Raw genomic sequence first — 24,186 nt, forward strand, 5'->3', positions numbered from 1 at the left:
GCCTCCCATTCAAAAAACGATTCTGATGAATAAAAATCTGTTTTTACCTGCCCTGACGGGTGCGGCACTGCTGTTACTGGTGGCACTGCCCGTTGCCTTTGTGGTGTTGCAAGCCATTTTTCCGCACCTCGACAGCGGCCGGCTAAGCGCCCCTTTTAGTGCGTTCGGCCAGTTGTTTACTGATGACAGGCTACGCGAGATGATTTTCACCACCCTGAAAGTGGGTCTTGGCGTGGCGCTGTGCAGTGCGGTTATCGGCATTCCGCTTGGCGCGCTTCGCGGCCTGTTCGCCCTGCCGGGCGCGGCGCTGTGGGATCTGCTATTTCTCATCCCGTTTATGATGCCGCCTTACATCGCCGCGCTGTCCTGGATGCTGGCGCTGCAAACCAATGGCTATGTTGAACAACTGCTGGCGTTACCGCTGAATAATTTTCTCTTCTCGTTGCCCGGCATTGTGGCGGTGATGACGCTTAACATTTTCCCGGTGGTCTATTTCGCGGTGTCACGCAGCATGGCCGCCAGCGGCAGCCGTCTGGCTGACGTGGCCCGCATTCATGGTGCAGGCCCGTGGCGGGCATTTATCCGCGTGACGCTGCCGCTGGCCCTGCCGTCGGTGGCCTCCAGCCTGTTGCTGGCGTTTACATTGTCGATTGAAGAGTATGGCGTTCCGGGCGCGCTGGGGGCACGCAGCGGCGTAAACTTGCTGACCACCGGTATTGAACAACGTCTGGCCGACTGGCCGGTGGATATGCCCGGCGCGGCGGTGCTGTCGCTGGTCTTGGTGGCAATTGCTCTGTGCGCTTACAGTGTGCAGAAGGCGATACTGGCCGGTCGCAATGTGGAAACGCTCACCGGAAAACCTGCCGACGTGGTCGCCAAAAAACTGGGCCGGGCCACATGGCCGGTGTTGGCACTGTTTATGGTGGTTGCTTTCATTACGGTAGGTATGCCGCTGTTGTCGATGGCGGTGACCGCCTTTTCCGGCACGCTTTCCGGCGGTATTTCACTGGAAAACCTGACCCTAAGGCATTACGCGATGCTATTTGCCATCGACGGAGATGCTATCGCCGCGCTCGGCACCAGCCTCAGTCTGGCACTGGTGACCGCCCTGATTGCCGGTGCTGTCGGCCTGCTGGCCTCATGGCTGGTTGTAGTTCGCAAGGTCCGCGGCGCCGCGGTCATTGATGGTCTCTCACTGCTTCCCGCCGCTTTACCGGGCATTGTGGTGGGTGTCGGGTTGATTTTGGCCTGGAACCGGGGCTTCTGGCCAGTCACACCCTACAACACCTGGGGTATTTTGCTGCTGGCCTACTGCTGTCTTTTGTTGCCCTATCCGGTACGTTACGTCAGCGCCGCAATGAAGCAAATTGGCGGCAACCTCGACGCCGCCGCCCGCGTCCACGGTGCCAGCGCAGCGCAGGCTCTATGGTGCATCCTGCTGCCGCTGGTCCTCCCGAGCCTGCTGGCCGCCATGATGATGGTCTTCGCCGTCGCCTCCCGCGAGCTGGTCACCTCCTTGTTGCTGGCTCCGGCTGGCGTACAGACAGTTTCCGTCTTCGTCTGGCGGCAGTTCGAGCAAGGTTCCGTGGGAGATGGAATGGCGATGGCCTCGGTGGCTGTGCTGATCAGCATTTCAGTCATGCTGATAGCGGTAAGGGTTGGAGGGCGTTCCAAGAGTCGCTTTTAAATTCAAATTCAAAACCGTGGGCTCGCCGCCCACACTGGCCCAAAGGAGGTTTAAACGAACCTCCTTTGGAATCCTGCGTTTTTTAACTGCGCGCTGTCGCTGGGGCAAAGGACATGTCTCGTAACTTCCGAGCGAGGCGCAAAATGTCACGGCTGCGCCGTCCCCGTATTTCGGGATTCGAGCCTTAGGTCTCGAACCTCTCATCCGGTGTCATTTTTGACTGCGCCTTAGCAGCTATGTAAATCAAAAGATAAAAAACAAAATTAAAGACAAAAAACCAGTCTGATTTTGATTTTAAGAAAGCCTAGGCCGCATTCAAAAATGGCGCTGAGCAAGTGGTTCGAGACCTGAGGCTCGAACCCGCAGCGAAGGCACCGCCTAAGCGGCGACGTTTTGCGGCTGTCACAACGGCCCCTGAAACACGGCCATTGTGACCAGCGCAGCTACGAAAGCCTCATGAAAAGGCGCGGGATGTCCAGAAGGGCCGCGCCTACGGCCTTTCTGGGCGGGGGTGGGCAGCAGGCCCACGACCTTGAATTTGACCTTGACCTTGACCTTGACCTTGAAGATTTGCATTTAAAAGCGGTCCGGGCCCGCCTGCCCATACACCGCGATGATTTCACCGGCCACCGCTACGGCAATCTCCGCCGGCAGTTTCCCTTTCACATCCGGTAATCCTACCGGGCAGCGCATCCGGCTAAGTTGCGCGTCGCTGACGCCTTTGCCGCTCAGGCGGTAGTCAAAGCGTTTGCGTTTGGTTTCTGAACCGATGAGCCCGAAATAACGGAAATCGCCTCGCTTTAAAATGCGTTCGCTGAGGGCGAAATCCAGTTGGTGATCGTGGGTCATGACCACGAAAAAGCTGTTGCCGGGCATCTGCGCGACGGTGGCTTCGGGTTCGTCATCGATGATGCAGGTGATCTGCGGACTGACGTGCGGTGGAAACTCACCGGCGCGGGCGTCGACCCAGATAATGCGGCACGGCAACGTGCTGAGGATCGCAACCAGTGCGCGCCCGACGTGGCCTGCGCCGTAGACCACCACCTGCGGCGGCGGTTGTCCGAGCGGTTCAAAGATGACCGAGGCCATGCCGCCGCAGCACTGCCCAAGGCGCGCGCCCAGCGAGAAGCGTTCGAAGCGGCTGGTTTGCTGGTTTTTTGCCAACATCTCGCGGGCAATGGCGATTGCCTGAAATTCCAGATTACCGCCGCCCAGCGTGTGAAAAATCTGCCCGCGGGTGACAATCATTTTGCTGCCGCCATCGCGTGGCGTGGAACCCTGATGCTCCGCCAGCGTGGCCACCACGCAGGGCTCGCCCTGGCGTTGCAGGTCAGACAGCGTTGTTATCCAGTCATCATTACGCATCGGCACCTCCGTTAACGGGCTGAAACTGCGGCAAATTGAGTGACGTTGTCACTGTTAGCTTGTAATTGCGTAATCGCATTCAGTACCCGCTCCGGCGTGGCAGGGGCATCGAGCAGCGGTACCTGGCCTGCTTTACCGGTACTTGCCACCGCGTCTTTCAGCGCGCACCAGACGGCGATCGCTAACATAAACGGCGGTTCGCCGACGGCTTTGGAGTGAAACACCGTGTCTTCCGGATTTTTGCGATTCTCAACCAGCTTCACCCTCAGGTCGTGCGGTACGTCGCCAATCGACGGAATTTTATAACCGGCCGGACCGCTGGTTGTCAGCCTGCCCGCGTCGTTCCACACCAGCTCTTCAGTGGTCAGCCAGCCCATACCCTGCACGAAACCGCCCTCCACCTGCCCGATATCAATCGCCGGATTCAGTGAGTCGCCCACGTCATGCAAAATGTCGGCACGCAGCAGTTTATACTCGCCGGTTAAGGTGTCGATAAATACCTCGGCGCAGGCGGCGCCGTAGGAGAAGTAGTAGAACGGATGACCGGCGGCCTGGCTGCGGTCGTAGAAAATCTTCGGCGTTTTGTAGAACCCGGTTGCCGACAGCGGCACCTGATTCAGCCAGCATTGGGTGGCGACCTGCTCAAAGCTAAAATAGTGGTCTTTCACCCGCACCTGACCGTTGCTGAATATCACCTCATCTTCGGCGGCGTCATGTCGCTGCATCAGCATCCCGACCATGCGACCTTTGATGATTTCCGCTGCATTCTGCGCCGCTTTACCGTTGAGATCGGCGCCGGACGACGCCGCGGTCGGCGAAGTATTGGGCACTTTACTGGTGTCGGTCGCCGTGACCTGAATCTGGCGGATGTCCACCTGAAACACTTCGGCCACCACCTGTGCAACTTTGGTGTTCAGCCCCTGGCCCATTTCGGTGCCGCCGTGGTTGAGCACAATGCTGCCGTCGGTATACACCAGCACCAGCGCCCCAGCCTGATTGAGGAAGCTGGCGGTGAACGAAATGCCGAATTTGACCGGAGTCAGCGCCAGCCCTTTTTTCACCCATTGATTTTGTTGATTGAATTTTGTGACAGCGTCACGCCTGATGGCATATTCCGCGCTGGTTTCCAGCTCCGCCGTCATTTCGGCCAGCAGATTTTGTTCTACCGGCTGGTAATAATGCGTCACCTCACGCCCGGTGCCGCCGTAGTAGTTGGCTTTGCGCACGGTCAGCACGTCTTTGTCTAACCAGCGGGCAATATGGTCGATGATATGTTCAATCGCTACCATGCCCTGCGGCCCGCCGAACCCGCGATAGGCGGTATTTGACGCCATATTGGTTTTACAGCGCAAGCCGGTGATGGTGACATCGCCGAGGTAATAGGCGTTGTCGGCGTGGAACATCGCGCGGTCGACGATAGAACCGGAGAGATCCAGCGAATAGCCGCAGTTGGCCGCCAGCTGGATCTCGATGCCGTGCAGCACGCCATCATCAGTAAACCCAACGTCATAACGCACGTAGAACGGATGGCGCTTGCCGGTGATCAGCATGTCATCCTGCCTTGAGAGGCGCATTTTCACCGGTCTGCCGGTCAGGTGTGCGGCCAGCGCCGACAGACAGGCCGTGCCCGCCGCCTGTGTCTCTTTGCCGCCAAAACCACCGCCCATGCGGCGCATGTCCACCACCACTTTGTGCATCGGTAAACCCAGCACCGACGCCACCAGTTTCTGCACTTCGGTCGGATGCTGCGTCGAGCTGTAAACCAGCATCGCGCCGTCTTCTCCCGGCATCACCGAGGCGATCTGGGTTTCCAGATAAAAATGCTCCTGACCGCCGATCTCCAGTTCACCCTGCAAACGGTGCGGCGCGCTGTTTAGCGCGGCGGCGGAGTCCCCGCGCTGGTGCTGATGCGGGGCTTCGACGTAGTACTCCAGCGCCAGCGCCTGTTTAACATTTAACACCGCATCGAGCGGCTGATAGTCGATTCTGACTTTGCCGATGGCCTCCCGTGCCGCCTCCTGCGAAGTGGCAGCCACCACCAGAATGACCTGTCCGACATATTCGACAATGCCGTCCGCCAGCAAGGGGTCGCCGGTGGTCAGCGGCGCAATGTCCGGGTTGCCGGGGATATCCGCGGCGGTGATCACCCGCACTACGCCTGTGACGTTGTAACATTCTTCGATATCCATCTGCACAATGTTTGCATGGGCGTGCGGGCTGAGCAGCGGTACCAGGTGCAGCTGATGGGGGAATTCCGGCCGGTCATCGATATACAGCGCTTCGCCGCTGACGTGTTTGGCGGCGCTCTCATGTTTAACGCTTTTACCTACGCCGCTGTTCAGCCCGGCGCGGAACAGCGCTTCCATGTCCTGCTGAGTCATTGATGTGTTGGATTCAGACATAGTTGGTTACCCGCATCAGGGTTTCAGGGGACGTGAGCTCGATATAGCCACGGCGCAGCAGGTTTTTCGCCACCTGCATCCGGTATTCGCGGCTGGCGCGGAAATCGCTCAACGGCGAGAAATCCTGCTCCAGCGCCTTCGCTGCGCGTTCGATGGTCGCCAGTTGCCAGGGCTGCCCCAGCAGTTGCGCTTCACAATGCGCCGCCCGTTTGGCGATTTCCGCCATGCCGCCAAAAGCTATCCGCACATGGACCACCACGCCCTGCCGGACTTCGATTTGTAACGCCGCGCAGACCGCCGAAATATCATCTTCCCGTCGTTTGGAGACTTTATATACCCGCAGATGGCGGGCGCTGTCGCTGTTTCGCGGAATGCGGATCTGCTCGATAAATTCGCCCGGCTGTAACGCTGTTTTCTTGTAGCCGAGGAAAAACTGCTCCAGCGGTAAGTGTCGCTGAACCGCACCGCGCCGCAGTACCAGCGTGGCACCCAGTGCCAGCAGCACCGGATTGCCGTCACCAATCGGCGAGGCGTTGGCGATGTTGCCGCCCAAGGTGCCCTGATTGCGGATCTGCTGAGAAGCAAAACGCGCCAGCAAAAGGCCAAAATCGGGGAACGCCTGCTCTACCAGCGCCATACAGCGACTGATGGGCGCCGCCGCACCGATGAGCAGTTCAGTTTCTGTCAGGCTGACCTGTTGCAGTTCCGGTATGGCATTGAGTGAAATCAGGTTCGGCAGCCGCTGGTAGCGCTGGGTGACTTCGAGTGCCAGATCGGTGCCTCCGGCTACCAGCCGGGCATCGGGATTCGCCAGACAGTACGCCGCCAGTACCTCAATATTTTTCGGGCCCTGCGTCTGTTCAATCCCCTTCAGTTGCTGAAGTGTCTGCTGTTCAGCCCTGTCAAACGGGTCAGCCTGCGGCTGTTCACACACTTGCTGTGCGGCGTCCATAATTGGCCGGTAACCGGTACAGCGGCAGAGATTACCGGAAAGCGCGTGCCGGACCTGTTCGCGTTCGAAAGACTGCTGCTGTTTCTCCAAAGCGAACAGCGACATCACAAAACCTGGCGTGCAGAAACCGCACTGCGAGGCATGGTTGTCTACCATCGCTTGCTGGACGTGATGCAGTTCGCCACGGTGTTTCAGATCTTCTACGGTGATCAGCTGTTTGCCGTGCAGCGCAGAGACAAACGTCAGACAGGCATTGACCGTCTGGTAGTGCAGTTTTTCCCCGTCAACCTGTGCCAGCACCACGGTGCAGGCTCCGCAATCGCCGGAGGCGCAGCCCTCTTTGGTGCCGCAGCGTCCGACGTCGCGGCGTAAAAATTGTAAAACCGTGGTGTCAGCGGGCAGACCGGCGACGTTGTGCAGACGGTTATTCATCAGGAATTGGGTCATCGTTTGCCCCCTTTGCAACCGTGTAAAATCAGCGTCGTGACTTCGCTGATGATGTGTTCGCGCGTGTTGTGGTCAGCCGTGTCGCGGTACATGTGTTTCACCTGCACGGCGAAATCGGCGTAATACTGCGTGACGGCCCAGATGTGCATGATCAGCAGCCGGGCATCGAGGGCGCGGATCTCGCCTCGCGCAATCCACGCGTTGATCAGGTTCTCTTTATTGATGATGTTGGCGGTGGCCTGCGGCCAGTATTTATGCAGGTAATGACCGCCACTCAGCACTTCGCTGGTGAAGATGCGCGAGAGTTCCGGTTGTTCGAACGAGAAGTGCATTTTGTTGCGGATATAGCGGCTGAGCACCGCCGCCGGTTCGCTCAGCGTCGGATCGAACTGGATAATATCGGCCCAGACTTTCAGCACTTTTTGCAGCAGCTCCTCGTAAAGCTCCTCTTTGCCAGCGATGTAATAGTGCAATTGGGTTTTCTTCATGCCCGCCCGCAGCGCAATGCCTTGGGTGGTCGCCCCCTGAAAGCCCTTCTCACTGAATTCGGCGATCGCCGCCTGATGGATGCTCTCCATGGTGCGTTCGCGCGCCACGCGTACTTTGCCGCCGGTATCCTGAATGGACATCATGCCACCCCCTGCGCATCGCGCTGGTAGACCGGTTCGCCGTCAACAAAGGTGTTGAATACGTTGCGGTCATCGCCCAGTGTCATCAGCACAAACAATTTTTCAGCCAGCGTTTGGCTGTTACCGGCACGCAGTTTCTGAAGCGCGCTCACGCCCGGCTCGAGAACCACGAAATCAGCTTCTTTGCCCAGGTCAAAGTTGCCAATTTTGTCATCCAGATGCAGCGCCCGCGCGCCGCCCAGCGTGGCGTGGTAGAAGGCTTCGAACGCCGAGAGACGGTAGCGCTGTAGCTGGCCGACTTTGTAGGCTTCGGCCAGCGTTTCCAGCATGTTGAAGGTGGTGCCAGCGCCGACGTCACTCCCCATGCCGACGCGAATCTGCTTCGCCCACGACTGCTGAATATTGAACAGGCCGCTGCCGAGAAACAGGTTGGACGTCGGGCAGAAGGCGATGCTGGAATCCGTGTCGTGCAGGCAATCCCACTCGCGCTCTTCCAGATGCAAACAGTGGGCGAAGACGCTGCGCTGGCCGGTCAGGCCATGCTGGTGATAGACGTCGAGATAGTGTTGATGGTCCGGATAGAGCGATTTCACCCAGCTGATTTCGTCAGCATTTTCGCTTAAATGGGTGTGCAGGTAGATATCAGGAAAGTCCTGCCTCAGCAGGCGCACTTTCTCCAGCAGTGCGGCGGAAGATGTCGGCGCAAAACGCGGCGTCAGGGCATAGCTCAGGCGCTGACGGTTGTGCCAGCGGCCAATCAGCGCGCGGGTATCGCGCTCGCTCTGCTCCGGGGTTTCCAGCAAGGCCGGGGGCGCGTTTTGGTCCATCATCACTTTGCCCGCGATCAGACGCATGTTGATGTCCGACGCCACTTTAAACAGCGCATCCACCGACTGCGGATGCACGGTACCGAACACCAGCGCGGTTGTCGTGCCGTTGGTCAGCAGCTGATCGATAAAGAAACGCGACATGCGCGCCGAGTGTTTTTCGCAGTGATACTGCTGTTCGGTCGGGAAGGTATAACTGGCCAGCCATTCGAGTAACTGTTCACCGTAAGCGCCGATCATTTCGGTCTGCGGGTAATGAATATGGGTATCGATAAAACCGGGGACAATCAGTTTGTCGCGAAAATCATCAATTTCCAGCGCGTCAGACTGGGCAGATTGCGCCAGCATCCTTTCCCCTTCGGGCCAGCTGCCGAGCCACAGGATATGCCCGCCGCTGAGCAGCATCAGGCCGTCTTCGATATAACGGACCTGCGCGTCAATGTCCTGCGGTTGTGCGACAGCATTGCAGATGTCGAAAAAGTTGCCGCGTACGGCACGGGTAACAATGTTGTCGTGAGTCATCGCTTTTACCTTCCCCTTCACTCTTTACCCTAAATCATTCGAGTTTCACGAAGGCGGCAACGCACGTGCAACTCGAAGTATGACGGGTATAACGTTTGAGGAGATAAAGCAAAGTGCATGCCAAATTTGACCGATCGGTCAGACCGGTTGGAAAAATAGGCTTTTTACCACCGGGTTACTTGAGCAGTACCTCATATTGCGGGTTGAACTCATCGAAGATCGGCAGCGCGGCGGCACCCAGCGCCGCCGTGTTGGTTCCCGACATGCCAAGGCGCAGGCGCATCCCCTGCGGGTAACGGCTGCGTACCGAACTGTAGAGCGGTGACAGGCGCTTGATCAGCTTTTCGACCAGCGGCTGCGGCATCATGCCGCCAATGATCACGCACTCGGCGTCGAACACGCACTCCATAATGTTGATGGCCTGACAGGCCGGTTCGACGGCGGTGTCCAGCCAGCGGTCGAAGGTTTCTTCATCGACCAGCAGCAGATCATCCGGTGTGGCGCTGACCGGATCCAGCCCGCAGGCTTCGTAAGCGGCCTGCAAGGAGAGGTAACGTTCGAGGCAGCCGTGGTTGCCGCAATAGCACTCGCGCCCGCCCGGTTGCACCACCATGTGACCGACTTCGCCCGCATTGTGTGCATGACCGGTGTAAATCCGCCCGTCGGTGAAGATGCCAGCACCAAGACCGGTGCCGATATAAAGATAAACAAATGAGGTGAGCTGCTTGGCGATGCCGTGAAAACGCTCGCCGATGGCGGCTACGGTGGCGTCGTTTTCAAGGGTAACCGGCCAGCCGCTGGCGGCGCTCAGACGCGCTTCGACATCCACGTTATCCCAGCCGTGCAAGGTGGTCGGCCCGGCGGACGAAATGCCCTCCACGCCAAAGGGACCGGGCATGACGATGCCCATACCCAGCATCTTCCTCCAGTCGATTTTCACCTGTTGGCGCATTTCTTGCAGTATTTGCTCAATCAGGGCCAGCGTCGGTTCCGGCTGCGGTTTTTGTACCGCCACCAGATGACGAAAACGCACGGTTCCGGTGAGATCGACGAGCACAATCAGCAGCGATTGATGATCAAGATGGATGCCAATCGAATAGGCGCTGTCAGGATTGAGTGTCAGTGGCGTTGCTGGTTGCCCGCGTCCTCCCGCCCTGCGCGGCAGATGCGAGGAGAAAATGCCCGCCGCTTCGAGTTCTGTGGCGATGTTGGAGACAGTTTGCGGCGTCAGCGACGTCAGACGGGCGATTTCAGCGCGGGTCAGTTCGCCGTAAAGGCGAATCGCTTCGATAACAACGCGGCGGTTATGAGCCCGGGCGTGTTCAAGGTTAGTACCAGAAGTTGTCATAACTGCCTATGCACCAAGGGGAAAGCCTGCAGGCAGTATGCTGCCAGATAATTGAGCAATCAAATTGATTTTATTATTACGATTGGCGCGATGAATGTGTTCAGAATGACGGCGCTATCACAGCATTGAATGTTATGGCCGTGTTAATAGTATGCGACAGAAATTATTCAGCAATGACACTTTTCCAGAAATATCACGTGTAGCAATGGCAAGGATGCTGCTCCACCCGGAGCCGACGGCGGGATTTTTTTACCGCCGATTAAAGCAATCAAATTGATTTAATTATCCTAACGACCGGAGACGAATACATGACCATGCGATTAACCCCTGCCGCTACCCTCTGCGCCCTCTCGGCGCTGGCCTTTAGTTATGGCGCGAATGCGGCAGAGACTACCCTCAGCGCACTGTTTATGACTCAGGCAGCCTACAGCGAGGCGGATATCCGCGCGATGACGGCGGAGTTCACCAAGCAGCATCCTGATATCAAAGTGAATCTGGAGTTTGTCCCTTACGAAGCGCTGCACGATAAAATCGTTGCCGCGCGCGGTGCCGGTGCCAACGGTTATGACATCGTGCTGTTTGACGCCATCTGGCCGGCAGAATTTAACAAATATGGCCTGTTGCAGGACGTCACCTCACGTATCACCGCCGATGAAAGCAAAAAAATCTTCGACGGCGCGATCTCCACCGTGACTTACAAAGATAAACGCTGGGGTATGCCGTGGATCCTCGATACCAAATATCTGTATTACAACAAAGCCATGCTGGCGAAAGCCGGGATCACTACCCCGCCTGCGACCTGGGCTGACGTCGAGAAGCAGTCTGAGATTTTGAAAGAGAAAGGCATCGTTAAGTTCCCGCTGGTCTGGAGCTGGTCGCAGTCTGAAGCCCTGCTGTGCGACTACACCACGCTGGTATCGGCGTTCAAAGGCAGTTTCTATCAGGACGGTAAGCTGAACTTCACCAATTCCGGTGCAATGAAAGCCCTCGATTTCATGAAAGAAACGCTGGATAAAGGGCTGACCAACCCGAACTCGCGTGAGTACTTAGAAGAGGACGTGCGTAAGTCCTTCTCCAACGGTGATGCGGCCTTCGCCCTGAACTGGACGTATATGTACAACATGGCGAACGACCCGAAACAGAGCAAAGTGGCCGGTCAGGTCGGCGTGGTGCCTGCACCGGGTTCCGTAGCCGGTCAGGCGTCTGGTGTCAACGGTTCGATGGGGCTCGGTATCGCCAAAGCCAGTACCCATCCGGATCAGGCCTGGGAATACATCACCTATATGACCTCTCAGCCGGTTCAGGACAAATACGCCAAGCTGAGCCTGCCAATCTGGAAGTCTTCCTATGATGACCCGGCAGTACAGAAAGATCAGGAAGCCCTGATCGCCGCGGCCAAAACCTCGCTCAACGTGATGCTGTCTCGCCCGGTCACGCCGGATTACTCGCGTCTGTCGAACATCCTGCAACAGAATATTCAGGGCGTACTGCAAGGCAAAGTCACCGCGAAAGACGGCATGACCACGGCCACAGAAGCCGCCGATCGCCTGCGTTAATTCTTAAAGCCAACACAACGCCCCGATTATTTCGGTAGGAGGGGCGTACCAACACCACGGAAATTGCACATGTTGACTTTACCCCAACGAGAGAGACGACAAGCCTGGGTGCTCCTTGCTCCCATGCTTTTAATGATGTTTCTGCTGACCGCCTGGCCTCTGGCCCGCACCCTGTGGCTCAGTTTTACCGACGCTGGCCTTATCGGTGACGGCACGGCGCCAAACTGGGTAGGCAGCGATAACTTTATTTATGCGCTGACCGATCCGGATTTTCGCGCCGCGTTATGGCGCACGCTCTACTTCACGCTGGTGTCAGTGATTTTCGAGGGCATTATCGGCGTGCTGGTCGCTCTGCTGCTCAACCAGCAGTTCTGGGGCCGCAGCGCCCTGCGCGTGCTGGTGATTTTACCCTGGGCGCTGCCCACCATCGTTAACGCCACCATGTGGCGGCTGAACTTTAATCCGGATTACGGCAGCATCAACGCCCTGCTCACGCAAATTGGCGTGCTCGACAGTTACCGCAGCTGGCTGGGCGATACGTCGTCGGCGCTCAATGCGGTGATGTTTGCGGATATCTGGAAAAACTATCCGCTGATCACCCTGCTGACACTGGCCGCATTGCAGACGATCCCTGAGGATTTGTTTGAAGCCGCCCGTCTCGACGGCGCTTCACCATGGCGGCGTTTTTGCAAAATCACCTTCCCGGCGATTGCCGCACCGCTGGCCGTCGCGCTGGTGCTGCGGACCATCGATGCCTTTAAAGTCTTCGACATTATCTATGTCATGACCCGCGGAGGGCCGCTCGACAGTACCAAAACCGTCAGCTTCTTTGTGTATCAGGAGTCTTTCAGCTATTTGCGCGCGGGCAGCGGTGCGGCTTACGCCATTCTGATGACCCTGATTTGTGCCGTGCTGATTTTGATTTACCTGCTGATGTTACTGCGTCAGCGCCGTTCAGGGAGCGTGGAATGAAATCTAAAATCCGTCTGATTCTGCGTTATGTGTTCGCCTTTTTACTGGCGGTGTCTATTCTCGGGCCGCTACTGTGGATGTTCCTGATGAGCGTCAGCTCGGCGGAAGACCTGACCCGCATTCCGCTGGAATGGCTGCCGCGTCACTGGGATTTCAGCCGTTACGCCAGTCTGCTGACCTTACAGGCCGGGCAGCCCGGCGCGCTGTTTCTTCATGCGCTGGGTAACAGCCTGCTGGTTGCCTGCGGTGCGACGATGATCTCGCTGCTGCTGGCGATCCCGGCGGCCTACAGTTTTTCCCGCTATCCGGGCCGCAACGGCTGGCTGTTCGGCAGTCTGGCGATTTATATGGTGCCGCCGGTGGCCTTCGTGCTGCCGCTGTACTTCATCTTGCAAAAACTCACCCTGCTCAATACCCATCTCGGGCTGGTGCTGGTCTATTGCTCGATGATTCTGCCGTTCCTGACCTGGATGCTGAAAAACCAGTTTGACGCCCTGCCGATAGATATCGAACAGGCCGCGCGCCTCGACGGGCTGCGTTTCTGGCAGGTGTTGCTGCGCATCACGTTGCCGCTGGCAAAACCGGCGCTCGGTGCGTCGGCGATGTTTGGCTGGCTGCTGGCGTGGGATGAATTCTTTTATGCGTTGCTGTTTACCAACAATATTGATGCCCAGACGTTACCGGTGACCATTGCCGGATTCACCGCCGGGCGCGCGACCGATGACGGCCTTATTGCCGCCGTCGGTATTCTGGCGGCCATTCCGCCCCTGTTTATTGCCTTATGGTTGCAAAAGACGCTGGTCAGCGGTTTAACCAGCGGCGGCAGCAAAGGCTAAGCGCCAGCATTATGGGAATCCTTCGAAATGAATAAACCAGAAACAGAGTCCACGCTGTACGTGGTAGGCAATCTGAACGTCGACCTGATCATGAGCACGCTGCATCAGTGGCCCAAAAAAGGCACCGAAGCGATGCTCGAAAGCAGTTCGCTGCGCCCCGGTGGTTCCGCCGGTAACTGCGCGCTAGCGCTGGCAGCGCTGGGTACGCCTCATCGTCTGGTGGCGAATCAGGGTAACGATCAGTTCACCGGCTGGCTGGCCAGCCTGTTCCCGGAAAGCGCGTCGCACTGGCCGACCGCCAACTGCGAAACCTCGCTGACCTTTGGCGTGACGCATCCGGACCACGAACGCACTTTTTTCAGCAATCAGGGCAACATCGTCCGGCTCAATCTGGACGACGTGATGCTGCAACTGCCTTTACAGGCGGCAACCGGGGACTGGGTGCTGCTGTGCGGCACCTTCCTGTGTACCCGTCTGTTCCAGCAATATGCCCAACTGCTGGCGGCGCTGAAACAGCGCGGCTATCAGGTCGCGGTGGACAGCGGCTGGCCGCCGCAGGACTGGAGCGATGCACTGCGTCATCAAATTGAGCCGTGGCTCGGCTACTGCGATGCACTGCTGTTAAATGAGGTTGAAACCCTTGGCATGGCTAACGGCAAAACGCTGGATGACAGTGCCACGCATTTGCTGGCCCATATGGCGCCGGGCGCGTTTGTGGTGGCGAAGTGCGGGCCGGATGGCGCGCGGCTTTGGTCCGCTCAGGGAGTATCGCATCAAACCGCTGACGCCGTGACCGTGGTGGATACCATCGGTGCCGGTGACAGTTTCAACGCCGGTTTTCTGTCGGCGCTGGTGTACGGGTTAGACCATCAGCAGGCATTGCAGTGGGGTGTGCACGTGGCGGGCAGCGCCATCAGCAGCCATCCGCGCCGTTATCCGGACTGGCAGGATTTGCTTTCCCTTACGACACAAACGCTTTCGGTGGAGAAACAGTAAATGGCATTGGTTGAATTAGTCAAAGTCGCCAAAAATTATGGCAAACAGCAGGTGCTGAAACCGCTGGATCTGACCATTAAAGACGGCAGTTTTACGGTGCTGGTCGGGCCGTCTGGCTGCGGTAAATCCACCCTGCTGCGGTTGCTGGCTGGCCTGGAGTCACTGTCTGACGGCGATATCTTGCTCGATAAAGTGCAGATCAATAATTTTGATCCGGCCGATCGTGATATTGCGATGGTGTTTCAGTCCTACGCGCTCTACCCGCACCTGACGGTGGCCGAGAATATGGCCTTCCATATGCAGGTCAAAAAAGTGCCGAAAGCCGAGCAGCAGACCAAAGTCTTACAGGCGGCAAAAGTGCTGGGCATTGACCATCTGCTCCAGCGCCTGCCGAAAGATCTCTCCGGCGGGCAGCGTCAGCGCGTGGCGATGGGCCGTGCGCTGGTGCGTAACCCGAAGGTGTTTCTGTTCGACGAACCGCTGTCGAACCTTGATGCGCAGTTGCGTATGGAACTGCGCGCTGAGATTAAATCGGTGCACCAGCAGTTTCGCACCACCACGGTGTATGTGACGCACGATCAGGTCGAAGCCATGACGCTGGCCGACAATATTGTGGTGATGAAAGACGGTTATATCGTGCAGCAGGGTTCACCGCTGTCGATTTACGACAAGCCGGTTAACACCTTTGTGGCGCGGTTTATCGGTTCGCCGCCGATGAATTTACTGGCCGGGGTTTTCCTCACCTTTAACGGTACACCGGGCGTGGGCTGCGGCCAGTTGTGGTTCGCGCTGCCGGAAAAATGGTGGGCTCAGGCGCGCCATTCAGAGGGCCAGCCGGTGACGGTGGGTTTGCGGCCGCATGACGTCAAAATTGTGGAACACAGTCTTCAGCCTGCCGCAGAACTGCGTCTGCTGGAAGTCACCGGCGAAAGCAGCCTGCTGCACGTCACCTGGAACGGTTTCCCGATGCACGTCCAGTGTGCCGGTCGCGCCAGCGTCAGCACTGACCAGCCGGTATGGCTGGAGGCCAACAGCGCCAATATCCATCTTTTTGATGCCAAAACCGGCGTAAGGCTGAACAGCGACTAATTATTGCTAGCAATGTGCACCACCGTATAGCACCTGGTCAGAAAGGGTGCACAACAACGTCAGCTCCGGCTGGCGTTACCTTTTTATTCCCCTGTAAATTCGCGACATAAACGTAGCTCACGTTTCTGGCACGATGGTTGCTTAATTAAATTGCTAGCAATGAGGCTAGTGACTACTTTTAAATAACCTGTGCCGTTAAAGGATGCTTCGATGAAAAAGTTTGTGTTACCGCTTTTACTGACCTGCATGTCTGTTCATGCTGAAAATATTGTTCGCTGGGCGGTCGCTGCCGACATCCCCACGCTGGATCCTTATGCTTTTGCCTCCACCACCGCCCTGACCTTCCAGAACCATATTTACGAGGGGCTGTTGCAGCGTGATAACAACCTCAAATTACAGCCGACGCTGGCCCTGCGCTGGGAATACACCAACGACACCACGCTGCGCTTTTATCTTCGCCAGGGGGTGAAGTTCCAGAACGGGGATGATTTTGATTCCGCCGACGTCGTCGCGTCGATTGCGCGCGTGACGGATCCGGATTCCGGTATTCGTGCCAACGCATCCACCATTAAAGATGCCGTTGCCATCGATAAATACACCGTGGATATCCATCTCAAGCAGAAAAGCGGCATCGCCCTCAATGAACTGAGCGGCGTGATGATGATGGACAAAAAGTGGATGGAACAGCATAACGCGCTCAAACCGACCAGCATGAGTCAGGGCACTGAAGGCTACGCCACGAATAACACCAACGGTACCGGCCCGTTTATGCTGGTCAGCCGTCAGCGTGAAGCCCAGATGGTGTTGAAGAAAAACCCGACATGGTGGAATGCCGCCCATTCGCAAACCAATATCGACGAAATCATCTTCAAGCCGATCACCTCCGACGCCACCCGCCTCTCCGGCATTCTGGCTAACGAATATGATCTGGTGACCAGCGTGCCGTTGCAGGACATCGACCGCCTGCGCAAAGACGACAACATTCAGACGCTGGTCAGCCCGTCGCTGCGCGTGGATTTCCTGACTTTCAACCTGCGCGACACCCTCAATGCCGGTAACGTCAACGGCAAAAATCCGCTGAAAGATCAGCGTGTGCGTCAGGCGCTGATGATGGCGGTCAACCGTGAAGCCATTGTGCAGAAAATCATGCGCGGTATGACGACGGTCGCCAATACCTATCTGGCGCCGGCCATTCCCGGTTATGACGCCAGCCACGCCATTGATCTGAAATTCGACCCCGCTAAGGCCAAAGCCCTGCTGACCGAAGCCGGTTACGGCGACGGTTTCAAACTGGCATTCGACTGCGTGGAAGGCTCTTACATGAACGCACCCCAGTGGTGTCAGGCGGTGCAAAGTTACTGGGCAAAAATTGGCGTGAAAGCCACGCTGACCATGCACACCAACAGTGTGTATAACCAGATAACGGACAATGGCAAAACCGATATCGCCGTGCTCGGCTGGGCCAATCTGCCGATCATGGATGCGTACAGCATTTCGGTGCAGCTCCTGCATACCAATGACAACAGCGGGTTCGGCATGTTTAACGTTCCCCGTTACTCCAACCCGAAAGTCGACAGCCTGATTGAGCAGTCGATCCCCGAACTGGACGACACCAAACGCGTCAGCCTGCTGCGTGATGAGATCAATTTGGCGCAGGCCGACTTGCCCTATATGCCAATGCACTTTGAACCTGTGGTCTGGGTTGCGGGTAAAAAACTGTCGGTGAAACAGAGCCCGGATAACGTAGTGCGCCTGTGGTACGCCAAAGTCAGTCCTTAATCGCCACCTTTTAGCGGGGAAAAACTATGTTGAGTTACCTGATTAAACGGCTGGTGCAGGGGGTATTTCTGATGCTGGCGGTGGCGTTTATCTCTTTCACTATGTTCCAGTACCTCGGGGATCCGGTGAATAACATGCTGCCCGAAAGCGCCACTCAGGCGGAACGCGAGGCGCTGCGCGGTAAACTCGGGCTGACCGATCCGATGCTGATGCAGTTCTGGCGTTTTGTGGTGCGAATGTGCCACGGCGATTTTGGCATCTCGTATTACAACCAGGTGGACGTGTTCCACCTGATCCTTGAACGTCTGCCCGCCACGCTGGAGTTGGTCGCCGTAGCGGTGGTGATTTCACTGCTGGTTGGCTTTCCGCTCGGCGTGTGGTCGGCCATCAGCAAGAACCGTTTCCTACTTAGTCTGGTGCAGTTTCTCTCGCTGCTTGGCGTTTCACTGCCCAGTTTCCTGATGGGGATCCTGCTGATTATCGTATTTTCGGTGTGGCTGGGGTGGTTTCCCTCCAGCGGTCGCGGTGTAACCACGCATCTCGGCTACTGGAGCACCGGCCTGCTCAGCCTCAGCGGCTGGCGTTCCATCGTATTGCCCGCGTTATCCCTGTCGTTGTTTATGATCACGCTGATCATGCGGCTGGTGCGATCCGAGATGCTTGAAGTGATGCGTACCGATTACATCAAATTCGCCAAAGCCCGCGGCCTGCGTACCCGCAGCCTCTATTTTCGCCACGCGCTGCGCAATGCGTTGCTGCCGGTCGTGACCATTGTCGGCCTGCAAATCGGCGGGCTGATTGCCTTTGCCATTGTGACGGAAACGGTCTTTCAGTGGCCGGGCATGGGCCTGCTGTTCATTCAGGCAATTAACTACGTCGATATCCCGGTGATCTCCGCCTATCTGGTGTTTATCTCTCTGATATTCATCGTCATCAATACCAGCGTAGACCTGCTCTATTACCTGATCGACCCGCGCATGAAGACATCCTGAGAGGCTTAACGATGAGTGAATTTTCTAATCCGCAGATTCAGGCGCCGTCCCTCTGGCAACGGACCAGACAACGGCTGACGACATTTCTGGACAGTGATTTTATCTACCGCTTCTGGCAGTCAAAAATCACCGTACTGGCGTTCGTCTGGACCGTGGTACTGCTGGTCGCCGGGCTGTTCAGCCACTGGACGGCGCCCTACGCCATTTTCGATGCCTCAAGCTTTGACCTGATGGACTCCGAACTGCCGCCGTCATGGATGACCGGTGGCGAAGCGCGCTTTTTGCTCGGCAGTGACGTTCAGGGACGGGATCTGCTGTCGCTGATGCTCTATGGCCTGAACATCTCGCTGATTGTCGGGCTGATTAGCGTGACGTTGTCACTGGTGCTGGGTACCCTGCTGGGCGTGCTCAGCGGCTATCTTGGCGGACTGGTGGATACGCTGATCATGCGCTTTGCCGATGCCATGCTGAGCATCCCGACCATTATGTTCTCCCTGCTGTTAAGCGGCGTGGCGCGCGGACTCTTGCCCAAAGACAGCCAGGCGATGATGGCGATGCCGATCATTGTGCTGTCGATCACCCTGACCGGCTGGATGCAGTACGCCCGCACCATCCGCAGCCTGACCATTCTGGAGAAAAATAAAGAGTATGTTCTGGCGTCGAGAATCAGCGGCGGGCGGAATCTGCACATTATGTTCCGGCATATTCTGCCCAACGTGCTCAGCCCGATTTCTGTGCTGGCAACCCTGCATCTGGGGCTGGCGATCCTGACCGAGGCCACGCTGTCGTTTCTTGGCGTCGGGATGCCACCGGACCAGCCTTCGCTCGGCACGCTGATCAACGAGGGCAATCAGTATCTGTTCTCCGGCCAGTGGTGGGTGGTGTTGTTTCCGGCTCTGGTTTTGGTGACGCTGTCACTTTCATTCAACATCCTCGGCGACTGGCTGCGCGATGTGCTCAACCCTAAGTTACGCTAGGAGGCCGATATGCATCAGGACACTTCCCCCGAACCGTCCGCCCCGCCGCTGCTCAGCGTTGAAGGGCTGAGCGTGGAGTTTATGCACCGCAAAGGCGCGCTCAAAGCCATTCATGACGTGTCGTTTTCACTGGCGCCCGGCGAAATTCTTGGCGTGGTCGGTGAATCCGGCGCGGGAAAATCGCTGACCGGCTCGGCGATTTCCGGCCTGCTGGAAGCACCGGGACGCATCAGCGCCGGGCAGATTTTCTTCAACGGCAGCCGCATCGATAATCTTGATGAGGCCGACCGGCGTCTGCTGCGCGGGCGCAAAATCAGCTGTATTTTCCAGGACCCGCTGACCAGCCTGAATCCGGTATTGACCATCGGCGAGCAACTGATTGAAACCCTCCGCACGCACCTGCCGCTCAATGCCCAACAGGGGCGACAGCGGGCGCTGGCACTGATGACGGAAGTCGGGATCAGCAGTGCCGAACAGCGTCTGGATCAATATCCGCATCAGTTTTCCGGCGGCATGCGTCAGCGCATTATCATCGCGCTGGCGCTATGTGTTGAACCGGAGCTGATCATTGCTGACGAACCGACCACCGCGCTGGACGTCTCGGTACAGGCGCAGGTGCTGAGCCTGCTCAAACGGCTGTGCAAACAGCACCACGCCGCCGTCATGTTAATTACCCATGATATGGGCGTGATCGCCGAGGTCTGCGACCGCGTGGCCGTGATGTATGCCGGTCGTTTGATTGAAATCGGCCCGGTGCAGGAGGTCGTCAGGCAGCCGCAGCACCCTTACACCCGCGGGCTGATGGCTTCCATTCCCAGCCTGACCGAACGCCGCCCGCGGCTGGCGCAAATTGATGGCGCGATGCCGCGTCTCAATCAGTTGCCTGATGGTTGTGCTTTTCATCCGCGCTGCGTTCAGCGCACCGCCCGATGCAGCACGCAGCAACCCGCGCTGGATGTGAGCGGGTTATCCCGCGTTGCCTGTTTGAATTTGTGAGGAACGGATAATGAATACTGTGAAACAGCGTGAGCCTGACGTTGAGACCGACGCGTTGCCAGCGCCGGTTGCGCCCGCCAGCCGCCACGCGCTGATGGACGTTCAGGGTCTGCATATCCGTTTCGACGTCGCGTCGTCGGGGTTGTCAGGTCTGTTTAAAAGGCAGAAAAAAGCGGTGTTACAGGCGGTGCGCGGTATCAGCTTTACGGTTTATCAGGGCGAAACGTTCAGTCTGGTCGGCGAGTCCGGCTGCGGAAAATCCACCGTGGCCCGCGCGCTCGCCGGGCTGTATGCGCCCAGCCAAGGCACCATTCACCATGCCGGGCGGCCGCTGACCGGCGACAGCACCGCCTCCGGGCGCGGCATTCAGATGATTTTTCAGGACCCGTACGCCAGTTTGAACCCGCGCTGGCGCATTGAGCGCATCATCGCCGAACCGCTGCTGCTGCAAAACCGTGTCGGCAATATACGTCAGGCCCGCCCGCAGGTGGCCGCCGCACTGCGTCAGGTGGGGCTAGGCGAGGCCGATATGTTCCGCTTCCCGCACGAATTCTCCGGCGGTCAGCGTCAGCGGATTTCTATTGCCCGCGCCCTGGTCACCCAACCCGATTTCCTGATTTGCGATGAGCCTACCTCGGCGCTCGACGTTTCCGTGCAGGCGCAGGTGCTGAACCTGATGAGCGATTTGCAGGATACCCTCGGCCTGACCTATTTTTTCATCAGCCACAATATGTCGGTGGTGGCGCATTTCTCCGACCGCGTCGGCGTGATGTACCTCGGGCGAATTGTCGAGCTTGGCCCCGTGGAGGAGATTTTCCGCCATCCCGGTCACCCTTATACCCGCATGCTGATTGACGCCATTCCCAAAATTGGCGCACAGCAAGGTGAACGCCAGCCAATCAGCGGTGATGTCCCGAGCCCGCTTTCGCCCCCTGCCGGATGCGTATTTCACCCCCGCTGCCCGCTGGCGAGTGAAATCTGCCGTCTTGAAGCGCCACCGGTCAGCCGGTTATCCGCCCAACACCATATTGAATGCCATCATCCGGCCGCCGTTGCGCACCCGCATTTGCAGGTTCCGACCGCAATCCATCAGGGAGAAGATCAATGAGTTTGTTAATCAAGAAAGTGCGCCTGTATACCGCCCCGCAATGTGTCGTCGATGTGTTGATCGAAAACGGCAAAATCAGCCGCATCGGTCCTGATCTGGCGGTTCAGGCCGAACAGATCCTCGACGGAAAAAATCAGCTGCTGCTACCGGGGTTGATCGACGGTCACGCGCACATCGATAAAAGTTTATGGGGCCGCGACGCGTGGTACGAGAACGATGTTCCCCGCAATCTGGCAGCGATCGTCGCCAATGAACGCGCGTTTCGCCGCGAAAATGCATTCGACGCACAGTTGCAGTCAGAGCGTGTGGTGCGCCACTGCGTTAACCGAGGTACGTCGTTTATCCGCACGCATATTGATGTGGATAACGAAATCGGCGTGCGCCACGTCGAAGGGGTGCTCGCCACCAAAGAGAAACTCAAACATCTGGTCGGCATTGAAACCGTGGCATTTCCGCAGAGCGGGATTTTGCAAAGTCCCGGCACCGAAACACACCTTGAGCAGGCGCTGAAAATGGGCGCGGATCTGATTGGTGGTCTGGATCCTTGTTCGTATGAGAAAGACCCGATTGCTCACCTGAATATCATCTTCCGGCTGGCGGCCGAGTACGGCAAAGGGGTGGATATTCATCTGCACGAACGCGGCGAAATGGGGGCTTTCAGTGTTGAGCGCATTATTGCCAAAACCCGCGAATTCGGGCTGGCCGGAAAAGTGACCATCAGCCACGCCTTTTGTCTCGGCATGGTTGAGCCGGAGCAACAGCAGATTTTCGCCGAACAGCTAGGCGAACTGAATATTTCCATCGCCACCACCGCTCCGGTGGATGTCGCCGTACCGCCCTATCTGCTGCTGCGCGCCGCAGGCGTGGATATTTGCGCAGGCAACGACGGGATCCGCGACACCTGGAGCCCGTACGGCAACGGCGACATGTTATATCGCGCAATGGCTGTCGGCCTGCGTTACCGCTGGCGCAAAGACAGCGAAATGCTTCATGCGCTGGACGCCGTGACCTTCGGCGGTGCGCGGGTAATGAAGCTGGCTGACTACGGCATTGATGTAGGCTGCAACGCCGATCTGGTACTGACGGACGCTCGCGTGATTGCAGAGGCCATCGTCACGCTCAACGCAAAACATACGGTGATCAAACACGGTCAAGTGATTGTGGATGCCGGGGAGTCACTGTTCTGATGGCCGCCCCTAAGATAACCCGCATTCGCGCGGGCTGGGTGGTGGGTTACGCCGAAGGCGATCACCGCTTATTTGAACGCGGTGAACTGGTGTATCAGGGCGACCGCGTGGTGTATGTCGGCCATGATTATCACGGCCCGGTCGATGAAGAGATCACGGCGCCGGACGCGCTGGTCGGCCCCGGTTTTGTGGATCTCGATGCGCTCGGTGATCTCGACACCACCGTGCTGGGTTTTGACAATCAGCCCGGCTGGCAGAAAGGCCGCGTGGTCGCCGCTGACTGGCCGCGCCGGGATTTGCTCAGCCGCGAACAGCTCGATTTTAACAAGCTCTACGCCTATACCCATCTGCTGCTTAACGGCATTACCAGCGCCCTGCCGATCACCTCGATCCTCTACCGCGAATGGGCTGAAGATCTCGACGAATACCGTCACGCGGCAGATGTGGCGGAGTCTCTCGGCGTACGGATGTGGCTCGGCCCGGCTTTTATGTCGGGCCACAATGTGGTGGAAGCTAACGGCACTATCGGGGCGCGTTTCGATGAAAAACGCGGCTTACAGGGGCTGGATGACGCGGTGATCTTTGCGCAGGAACTCCGCGCGCGCGGCAATCCGTTACTGAACGCCGCGCTGACGCCGGACCGCATTGAAGGCTGCACGGAGGGTTTACTTCGCGCACTGAGTCAGGCCGTGGATCACCTGCAATGCCCGACTCGCCTGCACTGCTGCCAAAGTGAACTGGAAGTGAATGAAGTGGCGGCCCGTTTTAGCGGACGCAGCTCATTACAGGTGCTTGAGGATGTCGGCCTGCTGCATCATCACATGCTGCTGCCACACGGCCAGTTTCTGGGCGGTAAACATCCCACGGCACAGAGCATCGGGCAGGATATTGCACGGCTGGCCTCTTCCGGTGCGTCGCTGGTTGCCTGCCCGCTGGTCTCAGGCCGCCATGCCAAATATATGGAGCAATATGGCGCGCTGCGTCAGGCCAGGGTGAATATTGCGCTCGGCACCGACACTTTCCCGCCTGATATGGTCACGAATATGCATCTGGGGACCGTGCTCAGCCGCGTTGTTTGCGGCAATGTCGCGGCAGCCAGTGCCGCTGATTATTACCGCATGGCGACGATTGGCGGCGCAGATGCCCTCGGACGACCCGATCTGGGGCGGTTATGTGCAGGCGCGCAGGCCGATATTATTTTCTATGACTTCAGCCAGCCGGCCACCGGTCAGGGGTTTGACCCGATCACCGCGATGGTCATCAACGGCAATGGCCGCGATATCAGTCATGTGATTGTGGCCGGAGAAAAGGTGTTGTGGGACAGGCAACTGGTGAAGCGCCAGATTGATCTCGACCAGCTTCACCGGCAGGCCCGGCAGCAATTTGGTGAACTGATGCAAACCTACCCTGAACGCAGCTTCCGCCATCCGAAGGTGGAAGAAATTTTCAGGCCGTCATTTGAAGTGATGAAACGATATCGCTGAGTGAAAAGACGGGTTCAGCAGGCTGAACCCGTTGC

20 protein-coding genes are annotated in these 24,186 nt (G+C 57.7%); 13 read left to right on the forward strand and 7 right to left on the reverse strand.

The window, feature by feature from the left end; genetic code table 11:
- Window positions 1-25 precede the first annotated feature (25 nt).
- Window positions 26-1,687, forward strand: a complete 1,662-nt coding sequence (locus tag ACZRKO_RS06570) for an ABC transporter permease (protein ID WP_463736414.1) — start codon at window positions 26-28, stop codon at window positions 1,685-1,687.
- 402 nt (window positions 1,688-2,089) lie between these two features.
- On the opposite strand, the gene ACZRKO_RS06575 is transcribed toward ACZRKO_RS06570, so the two are convergent.
- From ACZRKO_RS06575 to ACZRKO_RS06605, 7 genes are all read right to left on the reverse strand, one after another.
- On the reverse strand, window positions 2,090-2,263 hold the full coding sequence (locus ACZRKO_RS06575; RefSeq protein ID WP_463736415.1) for a hypothetical protein: 174 nt from the start codon (window positions 2,261-2,263) through the stop codon (window positions 2,090-2,092).
- Window positions 2,264-3,052 (reverse strand): xanthine dehydrogenase accessory protein XdhC, encoded by a 789-nt coding sequence (xdhC, locus tag ACZRKO_RS06580; protein WP_463736416.1) that lies wholly within the window; start codon window positions 3,050-3,052, stop codon window positions 2,264-2,266.
- A gap of 11 nt (window positions 3,053-3,063) precedes the next feature.
- Complete coding sequence (xdhB, locus tag ACZRKO_RS06585) at window positions 3,064-5,454, reverse strand: xanthine dehydrogenase molybdopterin binding subunit (protein WP_463736417.1); 2,391 nt, start codon at window positions 5,452-5,454, stop codon at window positions 3,064-3,066.
- Complete coding sequence (gene xdhA, locus ACZRKO_RS06590) at window positions 5,447-6,853, reverse strand: xanthine dehydrogenase small subunit (RefSeq protein WP_463736418.1); 1,407 nt, start codon at window positions 6,851-6,853, stop codon at window positions 5,447-5,449. Before xdhA ends, xdhB begins: the two co-directional genes overlap by 8 nt.
- Window positions 6,850-7,485, reverse strand: coding sequence for a TetR family transcriptional regulator C-terminal domain-containing protein (locus ACZRKO_RS06595; RefSeq protein WP_463736419.1), 636 nt, complete (start codon window positions 7,483-7,485; stop codon window positions 6,850-6,852). The genes xdhA and ACZRKO_RS06595 overlap by 4 nt, the downstream gene beginning before the upstream one ends.
- Window positions 7,482-8,831 (reverse strand): guanine deaminase, encoded by a 1,350-nt coding sequence (guaD, locus tag ACZRKO_RS06600; protein WP_463736420.1) that lies wholly within the window; start codon window positions 8,829-8,831, stop codon window positions 7,482-7,484. Before guaD ends, ACZRKO_RS06595 begins: the two co-directional genes overlap by 4 nt.
- A 175-nt stretch (window positions 8,832-9,006) precedes the next feature.
- Window positions 9,007-10,179, reverse strand: coding sequence for an ROK family transcriptional regulator (locus tag ACZRKO_RS06605; RefSeq protein WP_463736421.1), 1,173 nt, complete (start codon window positions 10,177-10,179; stop codon window positions 9,007-9,009).
- A 308-nt stretch (window positions 10,180-10,487) separates the two neighbouring features.
- Between ACZRKO_RS06605 and ACZRKO_RS06610 the strand changes: the two genes are divergently transcribed.
- From ACZRKO_RS06610 to ACZRKO_RS06665, 12 genes are all read left to right on the forward strand, one after another.
- Window positions 10,488-11,735: an extracellular solute-binding protein gene (locus ACZRKO_RS06610; RefSeq protein ID WP_463736422.1), complete on the forward strand. Its 1,248-nt coding sequence runs from the start codon at window positions 10,488-10,490 to the stop codon at window positions 11,733-11,735.
- A 69-nt stretch (window positions 11,736-11,804) separates the two neighbouring features.
- On the forward strand, window positions 11,805-12,707 hold the full coding sequence (locus ACZRKO_RS06615; protein WP_463736423.1) for a carbohydrate ABC transporter permease: 903 nt from the start codon (window positions 11,805-11,807) through the stop codon (window positions 12,705-12,707).
- On the forward strand, window positions 12,704-13,543 hold the full coding sequence (locus tag ACZRKO_RS06620) for a carbohydrate ABC transporter permease (protein ID WP_463736424.1): 840 nt from the start codon (window positions 12,704-12,706) through the stop codon (window positions 13,541-13,543). The genes ACZRKO_RS06615 and ACZRKO_RS06620 overlap by 4 nt, the downstream gene beginning before the upstream one ends.
- 27 nt (window positions 13,544-13,570) lie before the next feature.
- Window positions 13,571-14,539: a carbohydrate kinase family protein gene (locus tag ACZRKO_RS06625; RefSeq protein ID WP_463736425.1), complete on the forward strand. Its 969-nt coding sequence runs from the start codon at window positions 13,571-13,573 to the stop codon at window positions 14,537-14,539.
- Window positions 14,540-15,628, forward strand: coding sequence for an ABC transporter ATP-binding protein (locus ACZRKO_RS06630; RefSeq protein WP_463736426.1), 1,089 nt, complete (start codon window positions 14,540-14,542; stop codon window positions 15,626-15,628). It abuts the gene before it with no gap.
- Between the two features lie 210 nt (window positions 15,629-15,838).
- Complete coding sequence (locus ACZRKO_RS06635) at window positions 15,839-17,407, forward strand: ABC transporter substrate-binding protein (protein ID WP_463736427.1); 1,569 nt, start codon at window positions 15,839-15,841, stop codon at window positions 17,405-17,407.
- 26 nt (window positions 17,408-17,433) lie between these two features.
- Window positions 17,434-18,399, forward strand: a complete 966-nt coding sequence (locus ACZRKO_RS06640; RefSeq protein WP_463736428.1) for an ABC transporter permease — start codon at window positions 17,434-17,436, stop codon at window positions 18,397-18,399.
- 11 nt (window positions 18,400-18,410) lie between these two features.
- Window positions 18,411-19,376, forward strand: coding sequence for an ABC transporter permease (locus ACZRKO_RS06645; protein ID WP_463736429.1), 966 nt, complete (start codon window positions 18,411-18,413; stop codon window positions 19,374-19,376).
- 9 nt (window positions 19,377-19,385) lie between these two features.
- On the forward strand, window positions 19,386-20,372 hold the full coding sequence (locus ACZRKO_RS06650) for an ABC transporter ATP-binding protein (protein WP_463736430.1): 987 nt from the start codon (window positions 19,386-19,388) through the stop codon (window positions 20,370-20,372).
- A 10-nt stretch (window positions 20,373-20,382) separates the two neighbouring features.
- On the forward strand, window positions 20,383-21,480 hold the full coding sequence (locus ACZRKO_RS06655) for an ABC transporter ATP-binding protein (RefSeq protein ID WP_463736431.1): 1,098 nt from the start codon (window positions 20,383-20,385) through the stop codon (window positions 21,478-21,480).
- Window positions 21,477-22,667 carry an amidohydrolase family protein gene (locus ACZRKO_RS06660; RefSeq protein WP_463736432.1) on the forward strand — a complete coding sequence of 397 codons (1,191 nt, stop codon included), beginning with the start codon at window positions 21,477-21,479 and terminating at the stop codon, window positions 22,665-22,667. Before ACZRKO_RS06655 ends, ACZRKO_RS06660 begins: the two co-directional genes overlap by 4 nt.
- Entirely contained in the window at window positions 22,667-24,151 is a 1,485-nt protein-coding gene (locus ACZRKO_RS06665; RefSeq protein ID WP_463736433.1) for a chlorohydrolase family protein, read from the forward strand. The genes ACZRKO_RS06660 and ACZRKO_RS06665 overlap by 1 nt, the downstream gene beginning before the upstream one ends.
- Window positions 24,152-24,186: the final 35 nt, after the last annotated feature.

The organism is Ewingella sp. C233, from assembly GCF_055407225.1.

Coding starts and splice junctions, on each gene's coding strand:
- ACZRKO_RS06615 (WP_463736423.1), top strand. CDS start 11,805: ATGTTGACTTTACCCCAACGAGAGAGACGACAAGCCTGGGTGCTCCTT.
- ACZRKO_RS06665 (WP_463736433.1), top strand. CDS start 22,667: ATGGCCGCCCCTAAGATAACCCGCATTCGCGCGGGCTGGGTGGTGGGT.
- ACZRKO_RS06595 (WP_463736419.1), bottom strand. CDS start 7,485: ATGATGTCCATTCAGGATACCGGCGGCAAAGTACGCGTGGCGCGCGAA.
- ACZRKO_RS06640 (WP_463736428.1), top strand. CDS start 17,434: ATGTTGAGTTACCTGATTAAACGGCTGGTGCAGGGGGTATTTCTGATG.
- xdhB (WP_463736417.1), bottom strand. CDS start 5,454: ATGTCTGAATCCAACACATCAATGACTCAGCAGGACATGGAAGCGCTG.
- ACZRKO_RS06620 (WP_463736424.1), top strand. CDS start 12,704: ATGAAATCTAAAATCCGTCTGATTCTGCGTTATGTGTTCGCCTTTTTA.
- ACZRKO_RS06655 (WP_463736431.1), top strand. CDS start 20,383: ATGAATACTGTGAAACAGCGTGAGCCTGACGTTGAGACCGACGCGTTG.
- guaD (WP_463736420.1), bottom strand. CDS start 8,831: ATGACTCACGACAACATTGTTACCCGTGCCGTACGCGGCAACTTTTTC.
- ACZRKO_RS06575 (WP_463736415.1), bottom strand. CDS start 2,263: ATGCAAATCTTCAAGGTCAAGGTCAAGGTCAAGGTCAAATTCAAGGTC.
- ACZRKO_RS06635 (WP_463736427.1), top strand. CDS start 15,839: ATGAAAAAGTTTGTGTTACCGCTTTTACTGACCTGCATGTCTGTTCAT.
- ACZRKO_RS06570 (WP_463736414.1), top strand. CDS start 26: ATGAATAAAAATCTGTTTTTACCTGCCCTGACGGGTGCGGCACTGCTG.
- xdhC (WP_463736416.1), bottom strand. CDS start 3,052: ATGCGTAATGATGACTGGATAACAACGCTGTCTGACCTGCAACGCCAG.
- ACZRKO_RS06660 (WP_463736432.1), top strand. CDS start 21,477: ATGAGTTTGTTAATCAAGAAAGTGCGCCTGTATACCGCCCCGCAATGT.
- ACZRKO_RS06645 (WP_463736429.1), top strand. CDS start 18,411: ATGAGTGAATTTTCTAATCCGCAGATTCAGGCGCCGTCCCTCTGGCAA.
- ACZRKO_RS06630 (WP_463736426.1), top strand. CDS start 14,540: ATGGCATTGGTTGAATTAGTCAAAGTCGCCAAAAATTATGGCAAACAG.
- ACZRKO_RS06605 (WP_463736421.1), bottom strand. CDS start 10,179: ATGACAACTTCTGGTACTAACCTTGAACACGCCCGGGCTCATAACCGC.
- ACZRKO_RS06650 (WP_463736430.1), top strand. CDS start 19,386: ATGCATCAGGACACTTCCCCCGAACCGTCCGCCCCGCCGCTGCTCAGC.
- xdhA (WP_463736418.1), bottom strand. CDS start 6,853: ATGACCCAATTCCTGATGAATAACCGTCTGCACAACGTCGCCGGTCTG.
- ACZRKO_RS06610 (WP_463736422.1), top strand. CDS start 10,488: ATGACCATGCGATTAACCCCTGCCGCTACCCTCTGCGCCCTCTCGGCG.
- ACZRKO_RS06625 (WP_463736425.1), top strand. CDS start 13,571: ATGAATAAACCAGAAACAGAGTCCACGCTGTACGTGGTAGGCAATCTG.